Source organism: Flavobacterium sp. CLA17 (assembly GCF_013112255.2).
Taxonomy (GTDB): Bacteria; Bacteroidota; Bacteroidia; order Flavobacteriales; family Flavobacteriaceae; genus Flavobacterium; species Flavobacterium circumlabens.
In genome coordinates this window covers 4243604-4268137 of sequence record NZ_CP068294.1, presented here as the reverse complement: position 1 = coordinate 4268137, position 24534 = coordinate 4243604, and the positions used below count along the sequence as shown (strand labels likewise).

The 24534-nt window shown below is 34.2% G+C and carries 20 protein-coding genes; 16 read left to right on the top strand and 4 right to left on the bottom strand.

The genetic code is table 11. The features are described from left to right. Positions 1-27: 27 nt before the first annotated feature. From HAV12_RS17595 to HAV12_RS17570, 6 genes are all read left to right on the top strand, one after another. Positions 28-657, top strand: a complete 630-nt coding sequence (locus HAV12_RS17595; RefSeq protein WP_171570813.1) for a hypothetical protein — start codon at positions 28-30, stop codon at positions 655-657. Further along, complete coding sequence (locus HAV12_RS17590) at positions 654-1358, top strand: hypothetical protein (RefSeq protein WP_171570812.1); 705 nt, start codon at positions 654-656, stop codon at positions 1356-1358. The genes HAV12_RS17595 and HAV12_RS17590 overlap by 4 nt, the downstream gene beginning before the upstream one ends. A gap of 313 nt (positions 1359-1671) precedes the next feature. Then, positions 1672-2154 (top strand): hypothetical protein, encoded by a 483-nt coding sequence (locus tag HAV12_RS17585; RefSeq protein WP_171570811.1) that lies wholly within the window; start codon positions 1672-1674, stop codon positions 2152-2154. 3 nt (positions 2155-2157) lie between these two features. Continuing rightward, on the top strand, positions 2158-2394 hold the full coding sequence (locus HAV12_RS17580; RefSeq protein WP_171570810.1) for a hypothetical protein: 237 nt from the start codon (positions 2158-2160) through the stop codon (positions 2392-2394). 258 nt (positions 2395-2652) lie between these two features. Beyond that, positions 2653-3333 (top strand): hypothetical protein, encoded by a 681-nt coding sequence (locus HAV12_RS17575; protein WP_171570809.1) that lies wholly within the window; start codon positions 2653-2655, stop codon positions 3331-3333. A gap of 341 nt (positions 3334-3674) precedes the next feature. Further along, a complete protein-coding gene (locus HAV12_RS17570; RefSeq protein WP_171570808.1) occupies positions 3675-4061 on the top strand; it encodes a hypothetical protein in 387 nt (128 codons plus the stop codon). Positions 4062-4291: 230 nt separating this feature from the next. Here HAV12_RS17570 and HAV12_RS17565 read toward each other — a convergent pair whose 3' ends face one another. Next, entirely contained in the window at positions 4292-5437 is a 1146-nt protein-coding gene (locus HAV12_RS17565; protein ID WP_171570807.1) for a glycosyltransferase, read from the bottom strand. A gap of 40 nt (positions 5438-5477) precedes the next feature. Here HAV12_RS17565 and HAV12_RS17560 point away from each other — a divergent pair, with 40 nt between their 5' ends. Both HAV12_RS17560 and HAV12_RS17555 read left to right on the top strand, forming a co-directional pair. Beyond that, complete coding sequence (locus HAV12_RS17560) at positions 5478-6305, top strand: glycosyltransferase family 2 protein (RefSeq protein ID WP_205423330.1); 828 nt, start codon at positions 5478-5480, stop codon at positions 6303-6305. Continuing rightward, positions 6302-6709 (top strand): FdtA/QdtA family cupin domain-containing protein, encoded by a 408-nt coding sequence (locus HAV12_RS17555; RefSeq protein ID WP_132035917.1) that lies wholly within the window; start codon positions 6302-6304, stop codon positions 6707-6709. The genes HAV12_RS17560 and HAV12_RS17555 overlap by 4 nt, the downstream gene beginning before the upstream one ends. Here the strand turns inward: HAV12_RS17555 and HAV12_RS17550 are convergent. Further along, positions 6692-7618 (bottom strand): glycosyltransferase family 2 protein, encoded by a 927-nt coding sequence (locus HAV12_RS17550; RefSeq protein WP_171570805.1) that lies wholly within the window; start codon positions 7616-7618, stop codon positions 6692-6694. The two genes, HAV12_RS17555 and HAV12_RS17550, sit on opposite strands and share 18 nt — an antisense overlap. 12 nt (positions 7619-7630) lie before the next feature. Further along, complete coding sequence (locus HAV12_RS17545; RefSeq protein WP_171570804.1) at positions 7631-8542, bottom strand: glycosyltransferase; 912 nt, start codon at positions 8540-8542, stop codon at positions 7631-7633. A gap of 51 nt (positions 8543-8593) precedes the next feature. Here HAV12_RS17545 and HAV12_RS17540 point away from each other — a divergent pair, with 51 nt between their 5' ends. Next, positions 8594-9415 (top strand): 2OG-Fe(II) oxygenase, encoded by an 822-nt coding sequence (locus HAV12_RS17540; RefSeq protein WP_171570803.1) that lies wholly within the window; start codon positions 8594-8596, stop codon positions 9413-9415. A gap of 7 nt (positions 9416-9422) precedes the next feature. Here HAV12_RS17540 and HAV12_RS17535 read toward each other — a convergent pair whose 3' ends face one another. Then, positions 9423-10106 (bottom strand): cell division ATP-binding protein FtsE, encoded by a 684-nt coding sequence (locus HAV12_RS17535; protein ID WP_132035906.1) that lies wholly within the window; start codon positions 10104-10106, stop codon positions 9423-9425. Between the two features lie 581 nt (positions 10107-10687). Between HAV12_RS17535 and HAV12_RS17530 the strand changes: the two genes are divergently transcribed. The 7 genes from HAV12_RS17530 to HAV12_RS17500 all read left to right on the top strand — a co-directional run bounded on the left by HAV12_RS17530 (position 10688) and on the right by HAV12_RS17500 (position 24337). Next, positions 10688-13702 carry a tetratricopeptide repeat protein gene (locus tag HAV12_RS17530; RefSeq protein ID WP_171570802.1) on the top strand — a complete coding sequence of 1005 codons (3015 nt, stop codon included), beginning with the start codon at positions 10688-10690 and terminating at the stop codon, positions 13700-13702. A gap of 123 nt (positions 13703-13825) precedes the next feature. Beyond that, positions 13826-14689, top strand: coding sequence for a PhzF family phenazine biosynthesis protein (locus HAV12_RS17525; protein ID WP_171570801.1), 864 nt, complete (start codon positions 13826-13828; stop codon positions 14687-14689). A gap of 120 nt (positions 14690-14809) precedes the next feature. Next, positions 14810-16564 (top strand): TonB-dependent receptor, encoded by a 1755-nt coding sequence (locus HAV12_RS17520; protein ID WP_171570800.1) that lies wholly within the window; start codon positions 14810-14812, stop codon positions 16562-16564. A 396-nt stretch (positions 16565-16960) separates the two neighbouring features. Next, entirely contained in the window at positions 16961-17410 is a 450-nt protein-coding gene (locus tag HAV12_RS17515; protein WP_171570799.1) for a hypothetical protein, read from the top strand. A 456-nt stretch (positions 17411-17866) separates the two neighbouring features. Further along, positions 17867-19543, top strand: coding sequence for an asparagine synthase B (gene asnB / locus HAV12_RS17510; RefSeq protein WP_171570798.1), 1677 nt, complete (start codon positions 17867-17869; stop codon positions 19541-19543). Between the two features lie 235 nt (positions 19544-19778). After that, a complete protein-coding gene (asnB, locus tag HAV12_RS17505; RefSeq protein WP_171570797.1) occupies positions 19779-21395 on the top strand; it encodes an asparagine synthase B in 1617 nt (538 codons plus the stop codon). 206 nt (positions 21396-21601) lie between these two features. Further along, positions 21602-24337 (top strand): pitrilysin family protein, encoded by a 2736-nt coding sequence (locus HAV12_RS17500; protein WP_171570796.1) that lies wholly within the window; start codon positions 21602-21604, stop codon positions 24335-24337. Positions 24338-24534: the final 197 nt, after the last annotated feature.

Below are 24534 nucleotides of genomic sequence, written 5' to 3'. Positions count from 1 at the left end.
GGACCGGTTAAATTTGCTAACAGCGCAGTGGGAACAATAGCCTTTGGAGCACTAAGCGGAGGTGTAGGAGCTGAATTGACAGGAGGTAATTTCTGGCAGGGAGCGGTTACTGGAGGTCTTATTGCAGGGTTGAATGAATTGATGCATAAAAGACGTAGTTTGTTATCTCGATTTAAAAACAAAAATTTAGCTTTTCAGAAAGCAGATGTTTCTGATGAGGGCATAGCTAAATTACATCAAAATGTAGATGGATTAGCACAGGGATATGAAGAAGGGGGTTCGCCATCACATACATTTGATTTAGAAGGGAATGATTATTTTGCTATTACGGAAAATGGTAACGTGAATTTAAATAAGGGACTGTTTTCAAATAAAACTAATCTATATTTCGCTGGTGTTTTATTTCATGAGTACAGACATGCTTTTCAATATCTTGCTCCATATTCAGTTGGAGGAAAAAGATATAGTAGTCGATACGAAGCATGGTCTAATTCAGCGCTTTATGGTCCAGGGTATAAAGGAGAAGGAGGTGTTTGGAATATGATGGAATTAGATGCTTACTCTTCTCAATATCGTTTTGGAGATAATCAATCTTATGTTTTAGAAAGAATGGATAGTTATTATAAAATCATGTTGAATAAATGGATAAAAAGATGAAAATTAACTTAAAAATAATCGGATTATATATATTATTCTTTTTTACATCTTGTACTAAGGAAAGCACAAGCAATGATTTAGAATTATCATTATTAAATGAAAATATTATTTGCTATTCAAAAGATAGTGATAAAGATTCTATAAATATTGTTAAGTATAGTTTAAAGAACAACTCTGACAAAATTTATTTTGTAAATAATTTGACAGAACAGGAAAATTTGTCAAAAGAAGCCATTTATAATAATGGACTAAATTTACTTGTTTATGACGAAAGAAACATTGAAGTTAAATATAAGAATAAACGTTATCGACATCAAGGCTCGGAAATAGGAGATTGCGTGAATTTTATGATTGAAAATTTTCATGCAAATCAAGCTAGACTTGGTAATAAAAATAGTTCAAGGTATTTTGGTTTATATGAAAGAAATAACATTTTCTTTATTCACCCAAATGAAACAATATATTTTGCATATATATTAAATCTAAATAAGCCGACAATTACTGATGAAGTAAGACAAGGTTATGTGAGTCTTGATTTGAATAAAAAGTATTATTGTAAATTATCGATCGCTAGTGATTCTTCAAATTATAAAAATGTCTTACCAAGAGACATTTTAAAAACTATTGAAGCAAACAATGTAAAAGTTTATAATGGTATTATTGAATCAAAAAATATAGTTCCAATTAAAGTTTTAGAGTGAAAATTAAATATCGTAACAGCAGACTCCATTTCTTGCGTTACGTAAAAAGTTGACTATTTTAATACAAAGTGCTTTGACACTGGGGTAGTCCAGTGGTTCAGGTTTTCTGATCGGAGTAGCAACAGGTTTTTTCGGTAGTTTAGGAGCCACAGCCTGGAAATCAGGATCACGTAAATTTCCCAGTAGCGATGTTGGAACAATAACCTTTGGAGCACTAAGCGGAGGAGTAGGAGCTGAACTTGCCGGAGGTAATTTCTGGCAGGGAGCGATTACGGGTGGTCTCGTTAGCGGATTGAATCACGTGATGCATAAGATGACTCTTAGAGACCCGCCAAATAAATATAAAAGGTATTTTCAAAATAAATTACGACAAGCAGAAACATTTTATGATAACAATAAAGTTGGTTTACGACAAATTTTTGATCGTGCTGAAATTGTAGGAGGTACTATGGAAATAGCTGGTTTTGTTGCAGCACCTTTTACTGGTGGAGCTTCTCTGGCAATATCCGAAGAAGGAGCTTTTATAAGTGGATTTGGCACTGCGGGTAATATGACAATGGATGCTATTGAGGGTAAATGGGATAGTTTTGCATGGAGAGGAATTCAATTTGGTGCAGGGTTAGGAATGGGAAGAGCATTAGATCACTTACCACAAACAGCAGGCTATCTAATTAACTCTGCTAAATCTTTTTCTGAAACTTATGTTATGCCTGCTTTAGAAGATAGTTGGAATAAATCTAATACTCCTCAAAATAAACCTATGCCAATAACAACGCCAAATAGATTAAAACTTTAAATTATGGAAGAAATAATTTCAATGATTCCTGGTATTATTATAACTTTTTTAATCTTCTTTTTTTCTAATTATTTTTTAAAAAAAGATAAACAAAAACATTTATATAAAAATAGAATAGACTCAAATCCTAAGTATAGTTCTTATCTCAATACAAAAGCAAAATTGGGAAAGATAATTTCTATAATGATGATAATTATTATAGTTTTAAAAATTGTTTGGATTCTCTTTCTTAAACAATAATGCTCCCGCACAAATCTTTTCGTGTGGTATTTATAAGTTTGCAGGAACAATTTTTCACGAATATAGACATGCATTTCAATATTTTGCACCTTATATGGGATCTGCAAATCGTGTTGATGCTTGGGAGAATCTTTATGGAAATGTGGGACTACAATCTAGGAGAGAATTGGATGCTTATTCTTTGCAATATCAAATGGGAGATACAAGTAGTTATGTTTTAGGTAGGATAGATAAACACTATAATGAAATGTTAAGTATATGGACAAGAAATCGATAATTTTATTTTTATGCTTTTTTAGCTTATTTAGTTGTATTGATAAAAGCAAAAATACTAGTTTGTGTTTAGAATTAGTTGATAAAGAAGTTAATACATTAATTGTTGACAATAAATTAGAAATTGTAACAGCGAATTATAAAATAAAAAATAATTCAGACACTATTTATTTAATAAAAAAATCTGTAAGTTTTGAAGCTGATTCTAAAAGAAGTATAATTTCTAATAAATTGTATTTTAGAGTTTTTGATTCTAACAATAAGGAATTGAATTATAAAATTAAACCTCTTCTTATAAATGATAGTTTGCATAAGTTTTTATTAGATAAGGAAAATTTTGAAAATAAAATTTTGAAAAAATGGAATAATCAAAAATTCAAGGATATTGAAAATGATATAATAATTATACATCCTAATGAAACTTTATATTTTCAAGAGATTATTAATTTGAATGAACCTTCTGCTTTTTTTCCAATAAGAAATTATTACACAGAGTTAGGAAAAAACAAGAAATATTATCTGAAAATGGAAATAAAGTCCGATAGTTCAGATTTGTATCAAAGTTTACCAAAATATATTCAAGAAACAATAAAAGAGAACAATGTAAAAGTTTACAATGGTATTATTGAATCAAAAAATAAAGTTCCAATTAAAGTTTTAGAATAAAAATTAAACATTGCAGCAATAAACTCTTTTTTTGTCTCTTACTCAAAAGAGTTCACCTAATTTAAAACAAAATGCTTTGGCGATGCTACAATCGGTGGTTCACGTTTTCTGAGCGGAGCAGCAGCAGGATTTTTTGGTAGTCTGGGAGCGACGGCATGGAGTTCAGGAGCGGGAAAGTTTGCTAACAGCGCAGTGGGAACAATAGCCTTTGGAGCATTAAGCGGAGGTGTAGGAGCTGAATTGACAGGAGGTAATTTCTGGCAGGGAGCGAGCGAGTACTGAATTATTGTGACTTGTTTAATGATCCTATCATCAAAGCGATAAAAACTAAAATTTAGATTATGAATAAAAAGGCATTCTTTATAATTATGCTCACTTTCGGAATAATAATTTTTATGTATTTAATTTCAATTAATAATTCTATTCAATCAGAAATAAGAGCTATTCAATATGAGGATAAGATAAATAGTCTAGAGATTAAAAAAGCTTACAATGAAAGAGGTATATACATTTTAAATGATCAATATTACTTAAATAGCTCCACTTTTATAGTTGGAACTAATACAATTAAGATAGAGGATGACGCTATATGGAGACCTAAAGGGAGTAAACATAAACCAAGAATATCTGATATTGAAGCTCCTTTTATAATTAGCAAAAATAAAAATAGTGATACTATTTTTATTCAAAAAGACGGCAATACAATTTCATTGCTAATATTAAAATAAAAACTAATTTTGAGATATAAATTCTAGAATACGTGACAATATGACGCAAAAAGAACAAATATTCTAAAGTTTATCAACAAAATTTAGATATAAGACCGACGGAGCGGTGACGGAAGAGTGACGGACCGGTGACGGAGAAATGACCTAACAAACCTACAATGTCAAAATGTCAAAAAATAAGAAGTAAAAATTAAAACAGCAATAACATTGGTAGAGGTTATGAGGTAGTTTTAATAAACTTTTCTTTCACTTTCATTCCAAACGTTCAGGTACCTTTCAGCAATTTTCACATAATCATGTTCCTTTTCGATAAAAGCTCTGGCACGTTTACCTATTGCCATTATTTCTTCAGGATTTTCTATTAAATACGATAATTCCTGAACCAGATAATCTACATCCGGAAGCGCATTTACACAGACTCTTTCGGTAAGGTTATAATAGTTTGTAAATTCAGTTTCTGCACCTGTAAAAACCACTTTTCCTTTTGCCATTGCTTCGAGTGCATTGTATCCCTGATCGTACGAATAAACCTGATCTAATAAAATTTGAGCATGATTGTAAAGCGTTATGTATTGTTTATAAGGAGCGTTTTCAGTTTTGATGACACCTATTTTGTTGCCATATTTTTGCTGAATAATTTCAAGTGCTTCTTCGAAAAAAGGAGTTCCTTTTTTTATGCTGCTCGTATTATTTATTCCTAAAAAAATGATGACTTTTTGGACGCTATCCAACGGTTCAAAAGCAATTTTAGCGGTATTTACCGGATTCGGAATTAAGGTTTTTTCCCGCAATGGAATTTTATAATCTAGGTCAGAAACTATGGTTTTGGAAACGCTTTCGCTTACGAAATCATAGAGATCGCGATACTTTTTTTGAGTGTATTTTAGTGAAAAACGATAATAAGAACCAAGTTTTCTGTCTTTTAACAAAGGTGTCAAAATAGAATATGGTAAAGAATCTTTTAGCATGAAATCGATTATGGGCGTGTCTTCTCCGCAAACGAGCAGAAAACTTTTTTTATTCTGACGAAAGAGTTTTTTTAATAAAAATTTAGAAAAAAAAGGATAGGTTTCAATTGCATTGGAATTGATTAACTGAATAACATCATACTCTTTTAATCGGGGTAAAAACAACCAGAAACGAATTCCTTTTTCCGCCAGTGGCAAATCTAGTTTGAAAAGACGGAACAAAATTTTGTTTAAAAATACTAAAAGTTTGTTGTCCATAAAATACCTGGGAAAAATGGAATAGTCCACAGGAAATTGCTTAAAACTATCCCCTGTTGCAATAATGCTCACTTCATGCTGCAGCACTTCCAATCCTTCTTTTAAAGAATTATGCAGTCGGCTATATTCTCCTACCAATAGTATTCTCATTTGTGTCGAAATATTTATATTTACGTAAATATATATGAAAATGTTAAATGTTTTTTCTGAAAAGGACTTCGAAATTTTAATTGCTACCAAAGATAGAAGCAATTTTGATTTTTTGATGCCTATGTTTCCGTCTGAACATTTTTCAAACTTCAATATTCTGATTGTAAACCAATCTTTAAATAAGGTTTTGTCTTCTGATTTTGATTCCGTTAGGGTGATTAATAGTACTGAAAAGGGATTGTCTAAAAGCAGGAACACAGCCATTCAGAATGCTTCAAAAAAAATCTGTTTAATCTCCGATGACGATGTTGTTTTTGCAGAAAACTTCAGAAAAGATATTCTTTTAGCGTTCCAAAATCAGGAGAAAGCAGATATCATTACCTTTAATCACCAGAGAATTGGTGCTGTGCAGCCGCAAAAAAAGTGGGATTCAGCTTTTAGACATACTTCGGAAACAATCTGGAATGTGAGTTCCATTGAAATTGCATTTAAAGTAGCAGAGATTAAAAAAAAGAATATCGCTTTTGACACCAATTTTGGACTTGGCTCCTTTTTTGAAACTGCCGAAGAATTTTTATTTTTAAAAACAGCCTTAAATCAAAAAGCGAACGTTTATTTTAGCCCGGAAATTATAGTTTCACATCCTGAATTTTCATCCGGAAAAAACGAAGGATCTGATACTTTAATTTATTCGAGAGCGGCTTTGTTTTATAAATTGCATAGAAGCTTCGCTTACATCTGGCTGGCAAAATATATCTTTTTTTTGATTAGAAAAAAGTACATTCGCTTTTCTGAAGCTGGAGAAAAATATAAAAGCGGTTTAGCAGGAATCGCAAAATTCAGAGAAATAACGCAACATAAACTATGACTACAAATACTGATATTCAGTTAATCGAAATTCCAAAAATTCAGGACAGACGCGGCAATCTTTCGGTTATAGAAGGAGATACCATTCCGTTTGCCTCAAAACGGGTGTATTATTTGTATGATGTTCCAGGTGGAAGCAAACGCGGTGGGCACGCCCATAAAAAACAACAGGAATTTTTAATCGCTTTAAGCGGAAGTTTTGACGTGGTATTAAAAGACGGAAAATCATCACAAACGGTAACGCTAAACAGACCCAGCTTAGGTTTGTTAATTGTGGACGGAATATGGCGGGAACTGCAAAATTTTTCTTCCGGGGCCGTTTGTCTGGTTTTGGCTTCGGACGAATTTGACGAAGAAGATTACATCAGGGAATATAAAAATTTCAAACTATTTAAAAACCGATGAACCTAGACCCAGGTCAGCCATTTTTAATTTTAGCTGAATCAAAAGCCATAATAAAGAGGAGGGAAGACTTAATAAAATTCTTTTTTTGAAACCTATTTTCCCTAAATCAATTCCAGCATAAAAGTGAGTAAAAAGGGCATTATTACCGGTTAATTTGCTTTTGATGGCGAGCGAGAACCGATTTAAATCTAAGTAATACTTCAGGTCAGCATTCGTTTTTTCAAGCGCTGTAAATTTAGAGAAATCCATTTTTGCATGCAGTAATGTATCGTTTTTAGACAAGCTGTTGTTATCATAGACATAACGTGCCAGAATGTTCCATGAGAACAAAACAGGATAAACCAATCCGATTCTGATCCAGAGATCGGTATCCTGGCCGCTTTTTATTTTAGGGTCAAAAACTCCGATTTCGTCAAAAACACTTTTGTGAAATACAGCGCATGAAGTCCAGATAATAGGTTCTTTTGTGCTGGCACGAAAGTAATTGACAAGTTCGGAACTGCTAGTTTTAGGTATTGAGTACTGAGCAGGAAATGTTTTTTTTGAAGTTTCGATTTCGATGGCGGCACTAAAAACTTTTTGTTCCGGAAACTGACTGATTTTTTCGAACATTACCTGCAGGAAATCAGGGTACCAGTAATCATCGGCATCAAGAAAAGTGATGTTTGGAGATTTAGCTTTTTCGATGCCGAAATTTCTTGCTAGTGAAACGCCTTCATTTTTTTTGGAATAATAGTGAATTCGGGGATCTTTAAACTGAAGTGCTTTTGCCTCACTTTTGTCTGTCGATCCATCATTAATAAGAATCACTTCGAAATCCTGAAAAGTCTGGGCCAGCACACTTTGTATCGTATTTTCGATAAAGTTTTCTTTGTTGTATAACGGAATAATGATAGAAAAAAACGGCATTTTTTTTAATGTTTAACGGGCTGAAATGAGACCCTTTTGTTCTTTTTCAAGTTGACATAAATAACCCAATCTGTATAAATCAAAAATAAACAAAGAAGGATTATTACCGCTTAAATTTTTAAGAAAAAGAGACAGCGTTATTTTATGAAAAAAGGCAAAAACCGATAATAGGTGTGTTTTTTGAATTTTCAATAATAATTTAGAAATCCGGACATAATCCGGAGACAGTAATTGATTGTCAATTAAATATTTTAAAGCATGCAATGATTCATTTTCTTTGCGAATGGCCACTTCAAAATCATCCATTCCATAGTGATAAACCGGATTATTAATGTGCTCTATTTGAATGTTTTCTTTCCTTAAGCTATAAGAGAATAAAGTGTCTTCATGTCTTAAATTTGGAATGGTTTCATTAAACGAAACTTTTTTAAAGATCGATTTATGAATGATGAAATTAAGGCTCAGAGAACTCAGATAAGGTTTTTTTTCTCTTATCTTATAATCTAATGCCTCTCTGTTTTTTCCGTAAACCCATCGAAACAGTTTGCTTTTTTCTGGTTTTTCATCAGGATACAATAAACCGCCATTTACTAATTTTACATCATCGTTAAGGTGATTTATGTAATTTAAAATGAAGTTTTTATTTTTTGGAAAAACATCGGCATCCAGAAAAAGTAACCAGTCATACTTTGCTTTTCGGGCCAGTAAATTTCTGATTTTGCTTCTGCCAATATTGGTGCTCAGTACTTCATAGTTGCAGTATGTTAAAGTATTTATTTTGTCATTCTCAGCAGATGGAATTGTCGAAGCATCATCAATTGCAATAAGTTCAAATATGATCCCTAAACCTAAACATTGATTGTGTAATTCTAAAACAAGCGGATAGATGGTATAATTGTATGTCGGGATAAGAATGGAGAGCATTAATAGCAATTTTTAGTAATATATTTGCAACGTAACAGAACATTCAAAAGTATGGAATTTATAAATAGAATTGAGCTTGCTGAAATTATTTATAATAAAATCAACGCTAATAAAACTCTTTTAGCCAGCCAGTTTGCCGCGTCAAAAAAGGCAATTGGTTATCTTTTTATCGATGATCTGCTTCCTGAAGCAATAGCTGTTAGTCTATACAATGTTTTCCCGAAGAAAGAAGAGATGGTTTTAAAGAAAAGCATCAAGGAAGATAAGTACGTAGCGGTCCAGATGAACCGTTATAATCCTGTATTGGAAGAGATTATTTATGCCTTTCAGGATTGTAAAATTGTAGATTTAATTGGAGAAATCTGCCAGATTGAATCACCCATTCCGGATGAGTTTTTGTATGCCGGCGGGCTTTCGATGATGGGAAACAAGCAGTTTTTAAATCCGCATTTAGATAACTCGCACGATAAAGACAGGGAGCGTTGGCGTGTACTGAATTTATTGTATTACGTTACCCCGGATTGGAAAGAGGAATATGGCGGAAATCTGGAGTTGTGGCCCGACGGTTTGCAGAAAAGCCCCACGACAATTCACAGTAAATTTAACAGATTGGTCATTATGGTGACGCACAATCAATCGTTACATTCGGTGTCACCAATCGTTTTTGACGGATTCAGATGTTGTATTTCCAATTATTACTTTTCAAAAGTACCGGTTTACGCAACAGACCAATTTCACGTTACTTCCTTTAGAGGAAGACCGGAACATAAATTTACGGATGCAATTTTAAAAATAGATACTTTTTTAAGAATGAATCTGAGAAAGTTCTTTAAAAAGGGAATTCGTGAAAATCCACATGTTTATAAAAAATAATCGGGTCTTACACACTGCGTTGCACTACTTCAAAAATTCTTTCATCCTCACATTTTAAGGTTTTAGACGGGAATTTCATCAACAAGGCATAATCGTGAGTGGCCATGATAACGGTTTTACCATTGGCGTTGATTTTTTTCAATACCTCCAATACTTCAGAACTGGTTTGAGGATCAAGGTTTCCGGTTGGTTCATCGGCAAGAATAAATTCAGGATCGTTTAGCAGCGCTCTTGCAATGGCAACACGTTGTTGTTCTCCTCCCGAAAGCTGGTGCGGCATTTTGTTTACAAACTCTTTCATACCCACTTTGTCCAGAACTTCATCGATTTTGTGTTCCATGGCATCTTTTTCATGCCATCCGGTTGCTTTTAACACAAAAAGCATATTGTCTTTTACAGAACGGTCCGGAAGTAATTTAAAATCCTGGAAAACGATTCCGATTTTACGTCTCAAAAACGGAATTTCACTTTCTTTTAAAGCTGCCAGATCAAATTCAACAATATGACCTTCTCCTTCACTTAAAGGTAAATCACCGTACAGCGTTTTCATGAAACTACTTTTCCCGGAACCGGTTTTCCCAATGATGTAAATGAATTCACCATGCTGAACATCTAAATTAATATGAGATAAAATTTTTCTTCCTTCCTGATATATAGTGACTTCTTTAAGAGACAGTACGATTTGTGACATAATAAATTGATTTGAATGGTAAAAGTAGTAAGATAACGGTTGGATTCAAAATAAATTTCAATCATTTCTGAAGAAAAGCTATAATAGAAAGAAATAAAAAAGCAGATTCTGCAAGTGATATAAGTTCATTTTATAAAATGGTGTTACAGGTTTTTGGTATTGAATTCTGAAGGGATAAGTATGTTATAAAAATATTTAGCCCGTGAAAAATTGAACCACATAAGCGATATAAGTTCATTTTAGAAAATGGTGCTGAAGATTGTTGGTATTGAATTCTGAAGGAATAAGTACGTTATAAAAGCATTTAGCCCGTGAAAAATTGAACCATATAAGTGATGTAAGTTCATTTTAGGAAATGATGGGTAAGGTTTTTATTCATGAAATTGATATACTCTCAATCTCATTGAACGCTTTGTTAAAGAGTCTTAGTTATAATAACTTACACAACTTATATGGTTAAGAGATATACTTGCAGAACCTGTCAGATATAAGTTTTTAAAATGTTTTTTTATAATAAAAGGCGGAAACGTTTCGTTATAAACGGTATTAAATGATAAATTTGAATACTAAATAAAAATAAAATGCGTAAACTTTTCTGGTTCTTTTTATTACCAATTGTCCTTATTTCAACCATAGTTTCAGCACAAAAATCAGCTATATATACTTACGATTTAAAGGATTTTGACAAAGCACTGGCTTTGTACAACGACAAACAATACGCTTCGGCACAGCATATTTTCGAATATGTGAAAAATAGCGCAACAACAGAAGAGGTTCAGTCTGATTGTGCCTATTATATCGCCAATTGCGCCATCAGAACCAATCAGGCCAATGCTGATGCGCTGATGGAGAAGTTTGTAACCGATTATCCGACAAGTACAAAACAAAACCAGGCTTATGTAGAAGTGGCTCATTTTTTCTTCGAACAGGGAAATTACCCTAAAGCTTTGCAGTGGTTTGACAAGGTAGATGAAAGCTATATGAGCAAGTCTGATCTGGATAAATTCAACTTTCAAAAAGGATACAGCTACTTTAATGCTAAGAACAAAAAAGAAGCCACAACCTACTTTAATAAAGTGGTCAATTCTCCCGAGTTTGGTTCTCAGGCCAAATATTACTTAGGTTTTATGGCGTATGAAGGAGACGATTACAAAGAAGCTACTAAATATTTTGATGAAGTTTCAGGCGAAGAAAAATATAAGGAAAAGCTTTCGTACTATCAGGCCGATATGAACTTCAAATTAGGGAATTTCCAAAAAGCGATTGATTTGGGTCAAAAAGCAATGGCAAAATCAAATGCCCTTGAACAATCGGAACTGAATAAAATTATTGGGGAAAGTTATTTCAATTTAAAACAATATGACAAAGCGATTCCGTTTTTACAGGAATATAAAGGAAGAAAAGGAAAATGGAACAACACCGATTTTTATCAGTTAGGGTATGCTTATTATGAGCAAAAAAACTACGAAAGTGCAATTTCCCAATTCAATAAAATTATTGAAGGAAAAGATTTCGTAGCCCAAAACGCCTATTATCACTTAGGTCTGAGTTACCTGAATACCGGAAAAAAACAAGAAGCATTAAATGCTTTTAAAAATGCTTCCGAAATGGATTTTAATACCCAGATTCAGGAAGATGCTGCTTTAAATTATGCTAAACTGAGTTATGAAATTGGAAACGCTTACCAGACAGTTCCCGGTATTCTGCTTGATTTCTTAAAAAAATACCCCAACAATTCCAGTAAATCAGAGGTAGAAAAACTATTGGTTGATTCTTATATTTCTTCTAAAAATTATAAGGAAGCATTAGTTTTACTGGAGAAAAACAGAACGCCTGAAAATAAATTAGCCTACCAAAAAGTTCTTTTCTACAGAGGTGTGGAATTATACAATGAAGCTAATTATAGTGAAGCGTTAAAAATGTTCAATAGTGCTATTAAAGAACAAAAAAATCCTGACTTTACGGCCAGGGCCACCTTTTGGAAAGCAGAATCAGAATATGTGACCGATGATTTTAATGCTGCTTTACTGAGTTACAAACAATTTGCGGGACTGGCTGGTGCAAAAACTACTGAAGAATACAAAAACATCAATTATAACATTGCCTACACTTATTTTAAACTGAAAGAATACGATCAGGCCGGTAATTCTTTCCAGGCACAAATTGATACTTCAAAAGAAGATAAAGTACGTTTAAATGATTCGTACCTGCGTTTGGGAGATTGCCGATTTGTGAGTGCAAAATACGGTCCGGCGATGGAAGCTTATGCAAAGGCAATGGAAGCGAAAGGTGTTGACGCTGATTATGCCCAATATCAGAAAGCACTTTCTTATGGTCTGATGTCGAAAAATGATAAAAAAATTGATGAGCTGAATAATTTTCTGCTGATGTATAAAAAATCATCATACAGAGATGATGCTTTGTATGAATTAGCAAATACGTATGTAGCGCAGAAAAAGAACGATCTGGCTATTAAAACATACGATCAGTTAATTTCTGAATACAAAAATGGAGCGTTTACTTCAAAATCAATCCTGAAACAAGGTTTGGTGTATTACAACACAGATCGCGATCAGGAAGCGCTGCTGAAGTTTAAAAAAGTTGCTGCTGAATTTCCAAAAACACCCGAAGCTTTGGAAGCAGTCTCTACCGCGAGATTGATCTATGTAGATTCCGGAAAAGTAGACGAATATGCAACTTGGGTCCGTACATTGGATTTTGTGGCTGTTACAGATGCAGAACTTGATAATGATACTTACGAAGGCGCTTTCAAACAATACAGTCAGAAGAACAACAAGGCTGCTATCACTGGTTTTACAGGTTACATCAGCAAATTCCCAACCGGAATTCATGCGTTGGAGGCGAACTATTATTTAGCACAATTGTATTATGCAGAAGGTTCAGAAACGAAATCTGTTGCGAATTACCAATACGTAACAGATCAGCCAAGAAATGAATTTACGGAACAATCCTTAAACAGGTTAGCCCAGATTTTCCTGAAAGCCAAAGATTGTGATAAATCGATTCCGGTATTGGTTCGTTTAGATGATGAAGCCGATTTAGCTCAGAATCAAAACTTTGCACAGGCCAACCTGATGAAGTGTTACTACGATAAAAAAGATTATACGAATTCAGTAGTCTACGCTGACAAAGTACTGCAAAATCTAAAAGCAGATGCAAACGTAAAAGCAGATGCGCAGATTATCGTAGCCCGTGCCGCAATGCAGACCGGTGATGAAGATAAAGCAAAAGCAGCCTATGCGAAATTGTCCACAACTTCAAAAGGAGAACTTGCAGCAGAAGCTTTGTATTATGATGCGTATTTTAAAACAAAGGAAGGCAAATTTGACGCTTCGAATGTAGCAGTCCAAAAATTAGCCAAGAGTTATTCGGCTTATAAATATTACGGTGCGAAAAGTCTGGTTTTGATGGCGAGAAATTTCTACGGATTGAAAGACAGCTATCAGGCCACTTATATTTTAGATAACGTCATCAACAATTTTACCGATTATCCGGATGTAGTAGAAGAAGCCCAAAAAGAACTGAACGCTATTAAACTGGAAGAGTCTAAAACGAATTCCTCGATTACGAAATAAGAATATAGAAGAAAGAATATAGAAGAAAGAATATAGATTACAGAGCATAGAAAATAGAGGTTAGATTGGGTGAAAAATTTATTTTCTATGTTCTTTTTTCTATGATCTCAAAAAAATAGAACAATGAGTTTACCTTTTTATATCATCGACGTTTTTGCTGAAAATAAATATGCCGGGAATCAATTGGCGGTTTTTTCAGATGCAGGAAATCTAAGTCCGGAAGAAATGCAGCGTATCGCCAGAGAGATAAATTTTGCCGAAAGCACTTTTATTACAAAGCTGGATTTTGAAAACAATAGTGCTGAGATTAGAATTTTTACTCCGGCAAGCGAAATGAAATTTGCAGGTCATCCCATTATTGGAACATCCTGGGTTCTGATCCATAAAATATTCAGGAATGAGCCTGAAACCATTACTTTGAAAGTTCCGATTGGAGAAATTCCGATTCGTAAAACAGAAGATCTGATCTGGTTAAAAGCCGCTCAGCCGGAATTTTTAAATGTTTTTGATAAAGAAGATTTTGTGGCCTTCAGCAGTTTGAAAAGTACAGATTTTGATGATCAGTATCCCATTCAGGAAGTCACAACGGGAAGTGCTTTTGTAATTGTTCCGCTAAAAGATAAAAAACCTTTAGAAGCGTTGGTTTTAGACAAAGACAAAATGAATGACTGGCTGATCAGGAATTGCAAAACAAATCACAGGGCCTTATATTTTTATTGTCTGGAAGATTCAAAAATTATAAGCAGAATGCTTTGTGTCGAACACAATCAGCTGGTAGAAGATGCCGCGACGGGAAGTGCAAGTACCTGTTTACAAGCTTTTCTTTTGAAGTATCATTCAGCTGAAATTGAAATGATTAATTATCAGGGAGATTATATCAATCGCCCGTCTCAAATTTATTTCAACGGAAAATTAACCGAAAATCAATTTGATATTAAAATAGGGGGAAAATCTCAATTTGTAGCAAAAGGAGATTGGGAAGCATAATAATTAGAGAATTAGAGAATTAGAAAATTAGATAATGTAGTAAATAATTGTACAATGTAAGTCGTAAAAATATTTTACATCTCACAAATCACATTTTACATTTTACAAAATAAAATAAATATGAAAATTAATTTCCAGAATAAAACCATCATTTTGATTTTGCTGTTTGTTTTTCAGCTTTCCTTTTCGCAGACGAAAGAAGAAAGCATCGGAACAGAAACGGTAAATGTTGTAAAACCCTATTCGCCAAAAGTCCTGGATGCTTTTAAAGTAAAAGAAACCCCTTCGCTGGACGATGCGGGAAATCAGCCAAAAGAAACGATTAAATACAGTATTTTGTCTGTTCCTGTGGCTTCCACTTTTACGCCTTCAAAAGGAAAAGCAGAAGGAGTAGAGAAATCAAAACAGGAACGTTTGTTTAGCAATTATGCGACTGTAGGATTGGGTAATTATTCCACTCTAAATGCGGAATTGTTTGTCACGCAGGATTTAGGAAACAACGATTATCTTTCCGGAATGTTCCGTCATCATTCCTCTCAGGGCGGAATAAAAGACGCAGAGTTAAATGATGAATTTTATGATACTGCTTTGAATATTGGTTACGGCGCAAACAATCGCGATATGTCCTGGGCTGTTGATTTGGGGTATCAAAACCAGATCTACAACTGGTACGGTTTACCGGCTGCATTTGGTTCGACTTTGCTTCCCGAACAACGTATGGATTTAGTAAATAAAATTAATCCCAATCATTCTTACAATACCATTTCTTTAGGCGGAAATATTGATTTCACGGAAGGAATTTTTAGTAAAATAACTACCAGATTCACGCATTTTTCGGATAATTTTTCTTCTTCTGAAAATCGGTTTTACGTAAAACCATCGTTTAAAGTAGACGTGATGGACCGGTCTATTAATACCAATATCATTGTAGATCATGTAAGCGGAAGTTTCGAAAACAATTATGCGAAGGATAATACGGAGCCTTTAAAATACAGCCTGACTAATTTTGGAATTGAGCCCAGTTTTGTAATTCTTGAAAACGACTGGACGTTAGAGTTAGGAGCAGGATTGTTTTACGGTTTGGATTCTGAAAACAGCGGGAATAAATTTTATTTTTATCCAAAAGTAAATGCTTCCTATAAATTAGTAGGTGATTTAATGATTTTTTATGCAGGAGCAAATGGTAGCCTGAATCAGAACTCCTACGCTGATTTTGTGACCGAAAATCCGTTTTTGTCGCCAACGCTGAATATGAGACCTACCAGCAATCAATACACTGTTTTTGCAGGCTTGAAAGGAAAATTGGCCAATAATATCAATTATAATGTAACCGGTTCTTATCTGAATGAAAAAAATAAGGCATTGTTTAAAAGCAATGACTATACAGAAGATTTTTCAAATGAAAACTATGCTTACGGAAACTCGTTTGGAGTGGTGTATCAGGACGTAAGAACCTTTCGTTTTTACGGGGAACTAAAAGCTGATTTTTCTGAAAATGTTACTTTTGGAATCAACGGAACTTTTAACAGCTACAAAAATGACGGTGCTTTAGAAGCCTGGAATTTGCCAACAATCAAATTAAGTTCAAATCTGGATGTAAATATCACCAAACAATGGTATGCCGGCCTGAATGTTTTTTATGTGGGAGAACGTAAGGATATGCAGTCGAATTTAGATTTTGCTACAGATCCTGTTATTGTAACTTTAAAAAGCTATTTTGATGCCAATGCACATTTAGGATACAAATACAGCGAGCGTCTGACTTTCTTCTTAAAACTGAATAATATCGGAAATCAGGCTTACGAAAAATGGCTGAATTATCCTGTACAGGGATTTCAGGTCTTAGGCGGTGCCAATTATAAATTCGATTTTTAATAAAATTAACCGTAAAGGGCGCTACGTTTTAAGCAAGGTTCGCTAAGTCTTTTATAGGGATTTAGCGAATTTTGCTTTTATAGTTAGCCAAGAATGCCACGAATTCTCACGAATTAAAGCTTTACAAATCAAAGGAAATAAAATAATCATTTTAATTCTTTTAATCAGTGGCAAAAAAGAATTAGCGAAAATTGGTGTAATTCGCGGCAAAAATAAAACTATTAAGTTAGCCACGAATTCTCACGAATTAAAGCTTTACAAATCAAAGGAAATAAAATAATCATTTTAATTCTTTTAATCAGTGGCAAAAAAAATTAGCGAAAATTGGTGTAATTCGTGGCAAAGAAACAAGAACCTTTGCATCTTTGTACCTTAGAACCTCAGTACCTTAAAAAAATGGAATTCAAACAAAAAATACATACCCATTATTTACAAATGGTCCAGGACCGGATAGATGTTTTCAGGGACATGATTTCGGCTCTGACCGAAGACTCAAAAAACGATGCAAAAGGTTCCGCCGGCGATAAGCACGAAACGGCGCTGTCGATGATGCATATCGAACAGGAAAAACTAACCAATAAACTAAAAGAAGCGATAACCCAAAAAGCGATTTTAGATAAAATTGATGCCTCAAAAACGACAGAAAATATTATTTCCGGAAGTCTGGTCAAAGCCAACGGAATTTACCTGTACTTAAGCGTTGCCCTTCCCAAAATCACGATTGACGATATAAACGTGATTGCACTTTCACCTCAATCCCCTTTAGGTTCGCATTTAATGGGAAATAAGGTAGGGTTTCAGTTTGAAATTAATAAAACGCATTATACGATCGAGAGTGTTTTATAAAAATCCCCGTCATTTATTCTTTTTAAGATAATTAAAAAACAGCGATAAATCTGCTTAATCTGCCAAATCTGCGTGCCACATTTGCAGCCTAGAAATATGCTTACCTCTAAAACAATAAAAGTATTTGTGAGCATATCCACAGGACAAGATTTTAGAAAAACACATTTTTTAAAGAACATGTATTTCTTCTATTCGTAATCTTTCATCGTTTTTAAAACATCATTCGTTATAATTCAACGATCTCTTTAAAATATTGAGTTTTTTTCTTTGTTTACCTTCAAAATTAAAATTTTCAAGTTCAAAGCTTTTTTTAGTGATAAAATTTTACAATTTATATGTAAAATTGATTTTATGGTTTTAAATTGTAACTCAAATAGGCTTTTGTGTTTTTCAATTATAACCATTACTGCATCTTTGCCCTATCAAAATAAAATTTAAAAATAAAAATATATAATTATGTGTGGAATCGTATGTGCCTTTGATCTAAAACAAAAAGCTGAAACATTAAGACCTCAAGTATTAGAAATGTCTAAAATCATTCGCCACCGCGGACCGGACTGGAGCGGAATTTACAGCAATGATAAAGCAATCCTGTCTCACGAGCGTCTGGCAATTGTAGATCCGGCTTCAGGAAAACAGCCATTATTTACAGAAGACAAAAAATTGGTTTTAGCTGCAAACGGTGAAATTTACAACCACAGAGAATTGCGCAAACAATTTGAAGGAAAATATAACTTTCAGACAGAAAGTGACTGCGAAGTAATTTTAGCCCTTTACCAGGAAAAAGGACCTCATTTCATTGATGAAATGAACGGAATTTTCGGATTTGCTATTTATGACGTTGAGAAAGATGAGTATTTTATTGCTCGTGACCACATGGGAATCATTCCATTATATATTGGCTGGGATCAGGACGGAACTTTTTATGTTGCTTCCGAATTGAAAGCGTTAGAAGGATATTGTACCAAAATCGAATTGTTTCCTCCGGGGCACTACATGACCAGTAAAGATGGTGAATTTGTACAATGGTACAAACGAGACTGGACAGACTATGATGCCGTAAAGGACAATGAAACCAGTATTCCGGAAATCAAAAAAGCACTTGAAGCAGCGGTTCACAGACAATTGATGAGTGACGTTCCTTACGGAGTATTGCTTTCAGGAGGTTTAGATTCGTCTATTACTTCGGCCGTGGCCAAAAAATATGCGCAAAAACGTATCGAGTCAGATGATACCACAGATGCATGGTATCCGCAATTGCACTCTTTTTCAGTAGGATTAGACGGTTCTCCGGATTTAGCGGCTGCTCAGATTGTAGCGAAACATATCGGCACCATTCACCATGAAATTAAATTCACCATTCAGGAAGGTTTAGATGCCGTTCGTGATGTAATTTATAACCTGGAAACGTATGATGTCACCACAGTTAGAGCTTCAACTCCAATGTGGCTGATGGCGAGAGTTATCAAGTCAATGGGAATCAAAATGGTATTGTCCGGTGAAGGAGCAGATGAGTTATTCGGAGGATATTTGTATTTTCATAAAGCACCAAACGCCAGAGAATTCCATGAAGAAAACGTTCGTAAATTAGGCAAACTGCATATGTACGATTGCCTTCGTGCGAACAAAAGTCTGGCAGCATGGGGAATTGAAGGCCGTGTACCCTTTTTAGATAAAGAATTTATGGATGTTGCCATGCGCATCAACCCACAGGATAAAATGATCAACAAAGAACACCCGATGGAAAAATGGGTAGTTCGTAAAGCTTTTGAAGACATGTTGCCGGAAAGTGTTGCCTGGAGACAGAAAGAACAATTTTCTGACGGAGTAGGATACAGCTGGATTGATACTTTGAAAGAAGTAGTCGGAAAAGAAGTTTCAGATGAACAATTGTCAAATGCGAGATTTAAATTTCCATTACAGACTCCGACTTCAAAAGAAGAATACTACTATCGTTCTATTTTTGCAGAACATTTTCCTAGTGATGCAGCCGCTTTGTGCGTGCCTCAGGAAGCAAGTGTGGCCTGCAGTACAAAAATTGCACTGGAGTGGGATGAAGCTTTCAAAAACATGAATGATCCTTCCGGAAGAGCAGTGGCAAGTGTACACGATGATGCCTACGTAAAAGCATAAGAATCATTAAATTAAAAATTGTTAATCAGAAAGACGTTCTCCTATCGGGAACGTTTTTCTTCGTTAAATGTTAAATTGTATTATTTCAGGTACTTAAAAATAATTATTGACAATTATTTAACTTTCTTTTTTATATTTGACATTCCCCAAAGAATAGCTGAAAACTAACTTAGAAAGTATTGTGAAATAAAATTTAAGATTACTTAAAAAGAATAGAAATAAAAAAAAGAATGGTATGTCTGGAATATTAGCCGTTATAGGTAAAGGAAAAGACCCACAGCTCGTGAGGGAGCTTTCTAAAAGAATGTCGCACCGTGGTCCTGATGAAAGAGGGTATCAGATCCTGGAAAATGGCAGTATCATCTGCCATGAAAGTTTGTCGATTATAGATTTGAATTCTGGAAAACAGCCTATTCAGGGAACTAAGAATGCCTGGATGGCACATGATGGTGAAATTTATAATTATCAGGAATTAAAAAACGGACTTTTAAAAGAGTATACGTTCAGAACGAAATCAGATTCAGAAGTTATCGTGCATTTGTACGAAGAATTCGGATATGATTTTTGCAATAAGTTAGATGGGGATTTTGCTTTTGTAATTATTGACGGAGACGATTATATTGCCGGAAGAGATCCATTGGGTGTTAAGCCTTTGTATTATGGTCTGGATGAAAGAGGAAGGATTTATTTTTCTTCCGAAATGAAACCAATTGCAGATCAGTGCAAAACATTTTCAACTTTTCCTCCGGGACATTATTACACACCAAAAACAGGTTTTGTAAAATATTATCAGCCTGAATATGAGGATTATGAAAAGGCCAGTCACGACCTTGATTTGTCTTTAATAAGAGAGACGCTGACAGAAGCAGTCCGTAAACGTTTAATGGGCGATTTACCGGTTGGAGTTTTGCTTTCGGGAGGATTGGATTCCTCTTTGATTTCTTCAATTGCTGCCCGATTACTGGCCGGAAGCGGAAAAAAAATACAATCTTTTTCCATTGGATTAAATGCTGACGCTCCGGATAATAAAATTGCCCGAAAAGCAGCTGAATTTTTAGGAACAGAACATCACGAAATTCATTTTTCTGTTCAGGAAGGAATTGAAGTTCTGGAAAAAATAATTCAGAATATTGAAACATACGATGTAATCTCGGTAAGAGCGAGTGTACCCATGTTTATATTGTCGAAAGCGATAGCTGAAAAAGGAATAAAAGCCATTCTTTCCGGAGAAGGTGCTGATGAAATCTTCGGAGGTCATTTGTATTTTAGAAATGCTCCGTCGACAGAAGGATTTCAAAAAGAAACGATCGAAAGGGTTCAGAAATTGTTTACGGCAGATTTATTGCGTGCTGATAAATCGACAATGGCAAACGGTATCGAAACAAGAGTTCCGTTTTTAGACAAAGATTTCCTGGATGCGAATATGTTAATAAAACCGGAAGAAAAACAGCCTAAGACCTATGACGGAATTGAAAAATATATTCTGAGAAAAGCATTTGATACGCCTGAGAATCCATACTTGCCAACAGAGGTTTTATGGCGTCAGAAAGAACAGTTTTCAGATGGGGTAGGATATAACTGGATTGACGAATTAATTGCATATTGTGCTACGCAGGTAACGGATCAACAATTGGAAGGTGCAAATGCAGAATTCCCATACAATTCACCAACCACAAAAGAAGCTTATTTATACAGATCGATCTTCCATAAACATTATCCACAGGTCAGTGCGGCGCAAACCGTTCGAAAATGGATTCCAAAATGGCAGGAAAATCAGGATCCAAGCGGAAGAGCAAATGCAGCCCATCTGAAAGCAGATGTTAAAATTGCAAAATCAGGCGTGGGAGTTTAGAGATAAAATTTTCAATAGAAAATAAATAATTCCGAATTATAGTTGGCTTTAAGAGATTATTTGAAAATCCGAAACGACATTGAAATGTTTGTTTCGGATTTTTTTATGCGATTCAATTTTTTAAATGATTCGTTGTATCTAAGAAAAGTACTATATTTGATTTAGTCATAAATAATTAATCTTGTTTTAATAATTGAATGAAAAATATGAAAAAAGTATTACTCAAAGGAATTTTGTGCTGTTCACTGGGCGTAATGAGTTCTGTTTATGCTCAAAAAAAGGAAACCCCTAAATACATTACAAATGTAGAAGGTGTGAAAGAATATTCATTAAATAATGGATTGAAAGTATTGTTGATTTCAGATGCTTCTCAAAGCAACATGGTGGTCAATATCATTTATAATGTGGGTTCCAGAAATGAAGGGTACGGAGAAAAAGGAATGGCTCACTTACTGGAGCATATGCTTTTTAAGAGTACAAAAAATCTTGGAGATATAAAAAAAATGCTTTCAGATAAAGGCGGAAATGCCAACGGAACTACCTGGCTGGACCGAACCAATTATTATGAAGTTTTCCCTTCCAACGATGAAAACCTGAAATGGAGTCTTGAGATGGAAGCGGACAGAATGATTAATTCTACCATTCTGCAAACAGATTTGGATAAAGAGTTTTCTGTAGTAAGAAATGAATTTGAGATTGGAGAAAACAATCCGGACGGCGTTTTGCAGGAGAGAATAGTTTCGACCGCTTTTTTATGGCATAATTACGGAAATAGTACGATTGGAAGTAAAGAAGATATCGAGCGTGTAAAAGCAAATACTTTAAGGGTTTTTTACGAAAGATATTATCAGCCTGACAATGCTACTTTGGTTATTGCAGGTAAATTTGATGAGCAAAAGGCACTGGAATATATAGGACAGTATTTTTCAGTGATACCAAAACCAAAAAGAGTTTTAGATAAAACCTACACCATTGAGCCAGCTCAGGATGGAGAGAAATTTGTAGAATTAAAAAGAGCGGGGGATAGTAAAAATGTAGGTGCTTTGTATCATACAGCTCCTTACGCTGATAAAGATTATGCTGCAATTGATGCTTTGACAGAAATTTTAACAGCAGATCCGTCGGGTTACCTGTATAAAACGTTAGTGGAAACCCGTAAAGTATCTAGTATTTACAGCTGGCAGCCAACAGTAAGAGATGCAAGTTTTGTGTATTTTGGAGTAGCGGTACCGAATGATAAAGACATTAAGGAAACGGAAAATATCGTAAGGGCAGAGCTGGATAAAATCCCTGCAACAAAATATACAGATGAAGATGTAGCCAGAGCTAAGGCCAAAATTATTAAACAGATCGAAAGCATAAAAAACAACACAATTTCATATGCAATCAATCTGACAGAAGTTATCGGAGCGGGAGATTACAGACTTGGGTTTATCTATCGTGATGCTGTTGAGAAATTAACAAAAGAAGACATACAAAGAGTTGCAGAAAAATATTTCAATAGCAACAACAGAACTGTAGGGATTTTTATTCCGTCTAAAGAAGAGCAGCGATTAAAGACTGTAGAAATTACAGATGAACAAATAGCAGCGATCACTAAAGATTATAAAGGAAAAGCTTTAGAAAAAGAAACAGCTGCATTTGAAGCTTCCATAAAAAATTTAAAACAAAATCTGGTAGAAGGCAAGTTGAGTAATGGTGCGAAATACGGATTGGTTAAAAAAGAAATAAAAGGAGGAAAAGTTCAGGCAAGTTTTAAATTCCCTGTAAGTAACGAGAAAGATCTGGCAGGTAAATCTGATGTAGGGGGAATTTTGGCACAATTGCTGAAAACAGGTACCAAAACCAGAACAAAAGAACAAATTCAGGATAGATTAGATCAGTTGAAATCTAGTATAAATTTTGGTTTTTCAAGACAAATCCTATCGATCAATATCAATACTTATAAAGAAAACTTTAAAGAAGTAATGGATATTTTATCTGATTTGCTGGTGAATTCTACTTTTCCGGAAAATGAATTAACAAAGACTATTACGGAATACAACACGTACCTGGAATCTAATCTGAATGATCCTCAGTCGGTAGCTTTTACGGAAATTGCAAGAGTAACTTCCAAATATCCGAAAGAAAGTATTTTTTATACATCAACAATCCAGGAACAAATAGATGCTTTTAAGAAGATTAAACAATCTGAAATAGTAGATTTCTACAAAAATATTTTAGGAGGACAGAACGGGACAGGTTGTGTGATAGGAGATTTAGATGCTAAAACTACCGCTGAAATTCTTGAAAAAACTTTTGGTAAATGGAATTCCAAATCTAAATACGAACTTGCCAAACCAGCCTATTTTGATACTCAGAAATTAGATAAAGATTATAGCACTCCCGATAAGGAGAACGCTGTGGCTATTGGGAAAATCAGTTTAAAAATGGACACGAAAAGCCCGGATTATCCAGCTTTCATTATGGTTAATGAAATTATTGGAAGCGGAGGTTTCTTAACGTCAAGAATTCCAATGCGATTAAGAGAAAAAGAAGGAATCAGTTACGGGGCAGGTTCATTTATTGATGTTCCGATTGCAAATGATGTTGCTTTTTGGGAATATTATGCATTTTTAAATCCTACGAAAAAAACCGCTGTTGAAGTGGCCACAAAAGAGGAAATTACAAAAGCATTAAAAGACGGATTTACAGAAGAAGAACTGAAAACAAATCTGGTAAGCTGGCAGAATAAGAGAAAAACCAGATTAGGAAGTGATGATACTTTGATGAGTCTGGTTAATACACATCTTACTTACGGAATACCACTGGAAGATTATGATGATTTAGAAACCAAAGTCAAAGCATTGAAAATACAAGAAGTAAACAGTGCATTGAAAAAGTACTTAAGTCTGGATAAAATGACTTCTATTTATGTAGGTGATTTTAATAAAAAACAATAAAATAAATTCCAATTTTTTAAAATTCCAAATTCCAATTTAGCATTTGAAATTTTAAAAATAAAAACTTCAAAAACCGAAATGACATCACGATGTTTGTTTCGGTTTTTTTGTATAATCGACTTTTGGAATTTGGAATTTTAAAAAATTGAAATTTAAATCGATTGTTCCTTTTTTTATTGACTTTTTTTGGCAATATG

What these genes read in the sequence shown, in the direction of transcription:
- HAV12_RS17575 (WP_171570809.1), top strand. Translation starts at nt 2,653, where the DNA reads ATGGACAAGAAATCGATAATTTTATTTTTATGCTTTTTTAGCTTATTT.
- HAV12_RS17515 (WP_171570799.1), top strand. Translation starts at nt 16,961, where the DNA reads ATGGAATTCAAACAAAAAATACATACCCATTATTTACAAATGGTCCAG.
- HAV12_RS17570 (WP_171570808.1), top strand. Translation starts at nt 3,675, where the DNA reads ATGAATAAAAAGGCATTCTTTATAATTATGCTCACTTTCGGAATAATA.
- asnB (WP_171570798.1), top strand. Translation starts at nt 17,867, where the DNA reads ATGTGTGGAATCGTATGTGCCTTTGATCTAAAACAAAAAGCTGAAACA.
- HAV12_RS17590 (WP_171570812.1), top strand. Translation starts at nt 654, where the DNA reads ATGAAAATTAACTTAAAAATAATCGGATTATATATATTATTCTTTTTT.
- asnB (WP_171570797.1), top strand. Translation starts at nt 19,779, where the DNA reads ATGTCTGGAATATTAGCCGTTATAGGTAAAGGAAAAGACCCACAGCTC.
- HAV12_RS17545 (WP_171570804.1), bottom strand. Translation starts at nt 8,542, where the DNA reads ATGCTCTCCATTCTTATCCCGACATACAATTATACCATCTATCCGCTT.
- HAV12_RS17530 (WP_171570802.1), top strand. Translation starts at nt 10,688, where the DNA reads ATGCGTAAACTTTTCTGGTTCTTTTTATTACCAATTGTCCTTATTTCA.
- HAV12_RS17565 (WP_171570807.1), bottom strand. Translation starts at nt 5,437, where the DNA reads ATGAGAATACTATTGGTAGGAGAATATAGCCGACTGCATAATTCTTTA.
- HAV12_RS17550 (WP_171570805.1), bottom strand. Translation starts at nt 7,618, where the DNA reads ATGCCGTTTTTTTCTATCATTATTCCGTTATACAACAAAGAAAACTTT.
- HAV12_RS17555 (WP_132035917.1), top strand. Translation starts at nt 6,302, where the DNA reads ATGACTACAAATACTGATATTCAGTTAATCGAAATTCCAAAAATTCAG.
- HAV12_RS17535 (WP_132035906.1), bottom strand. Translation starts at nt 10,106, where the DNA reads ATGTCACAAATCGTACTGTCTCTTAAAGAAGTCACTATATATCAGGAA.
- HAV12_RS17540 (WP_171570803.1), top strand. Translation starts at nt 8,594, where the DNA reads ATGGAATTTATAAATAGAATTGAGCTTGCTGAAATTATTTATAATAAA.
- HAV12_RS17525 (WP_171570801.1), top strand. Translation starts at nt 13,826, where the DNA reads ATGAGTTTACCTTTTTATATCATCGACGTTTTTGCTGAAAATAAATAT.
- HAV12_RS17520 (WP_171570800.1), top strand. Translation starts at nt 14,810, where the DNA reads ATGAAAATTAATTTCCAGAATAAAACCATCATTTTGATTTTGCTGTTT.
- HAV12_RS17500 (WP_171570796.1), top strand. Translation starts at nt 21,602, where the DNA reads ATGAAAAAAGTATTACTCAAAGGAATTTTGTGCTGTTCACTGGGCGTA.
- HAV12_RS17580 (WP_171570810.1), top strand. Translation starts at nt 2,158, where the DNA reads ATGGAAGAAATAATTTCAATGATTCCTGGTATTATTATAACTTTTTTA.
- HAV12_RS17560 (WP_205423330.1), top strand. Translation starts at nt 5,478, where the DNA reads ATGTTAAATGTTTTTTCTGAAAAGGACTTCGAAATTTTAATTGCTACC.
- HAV12_RS17585 (WP_171570811.1), top strand. Translation starts at nt 1,672, where the DNA reads ATGACTCTTAGAGACCCGCCAAATAAATATAAAAGGTATTTTCAAAAT.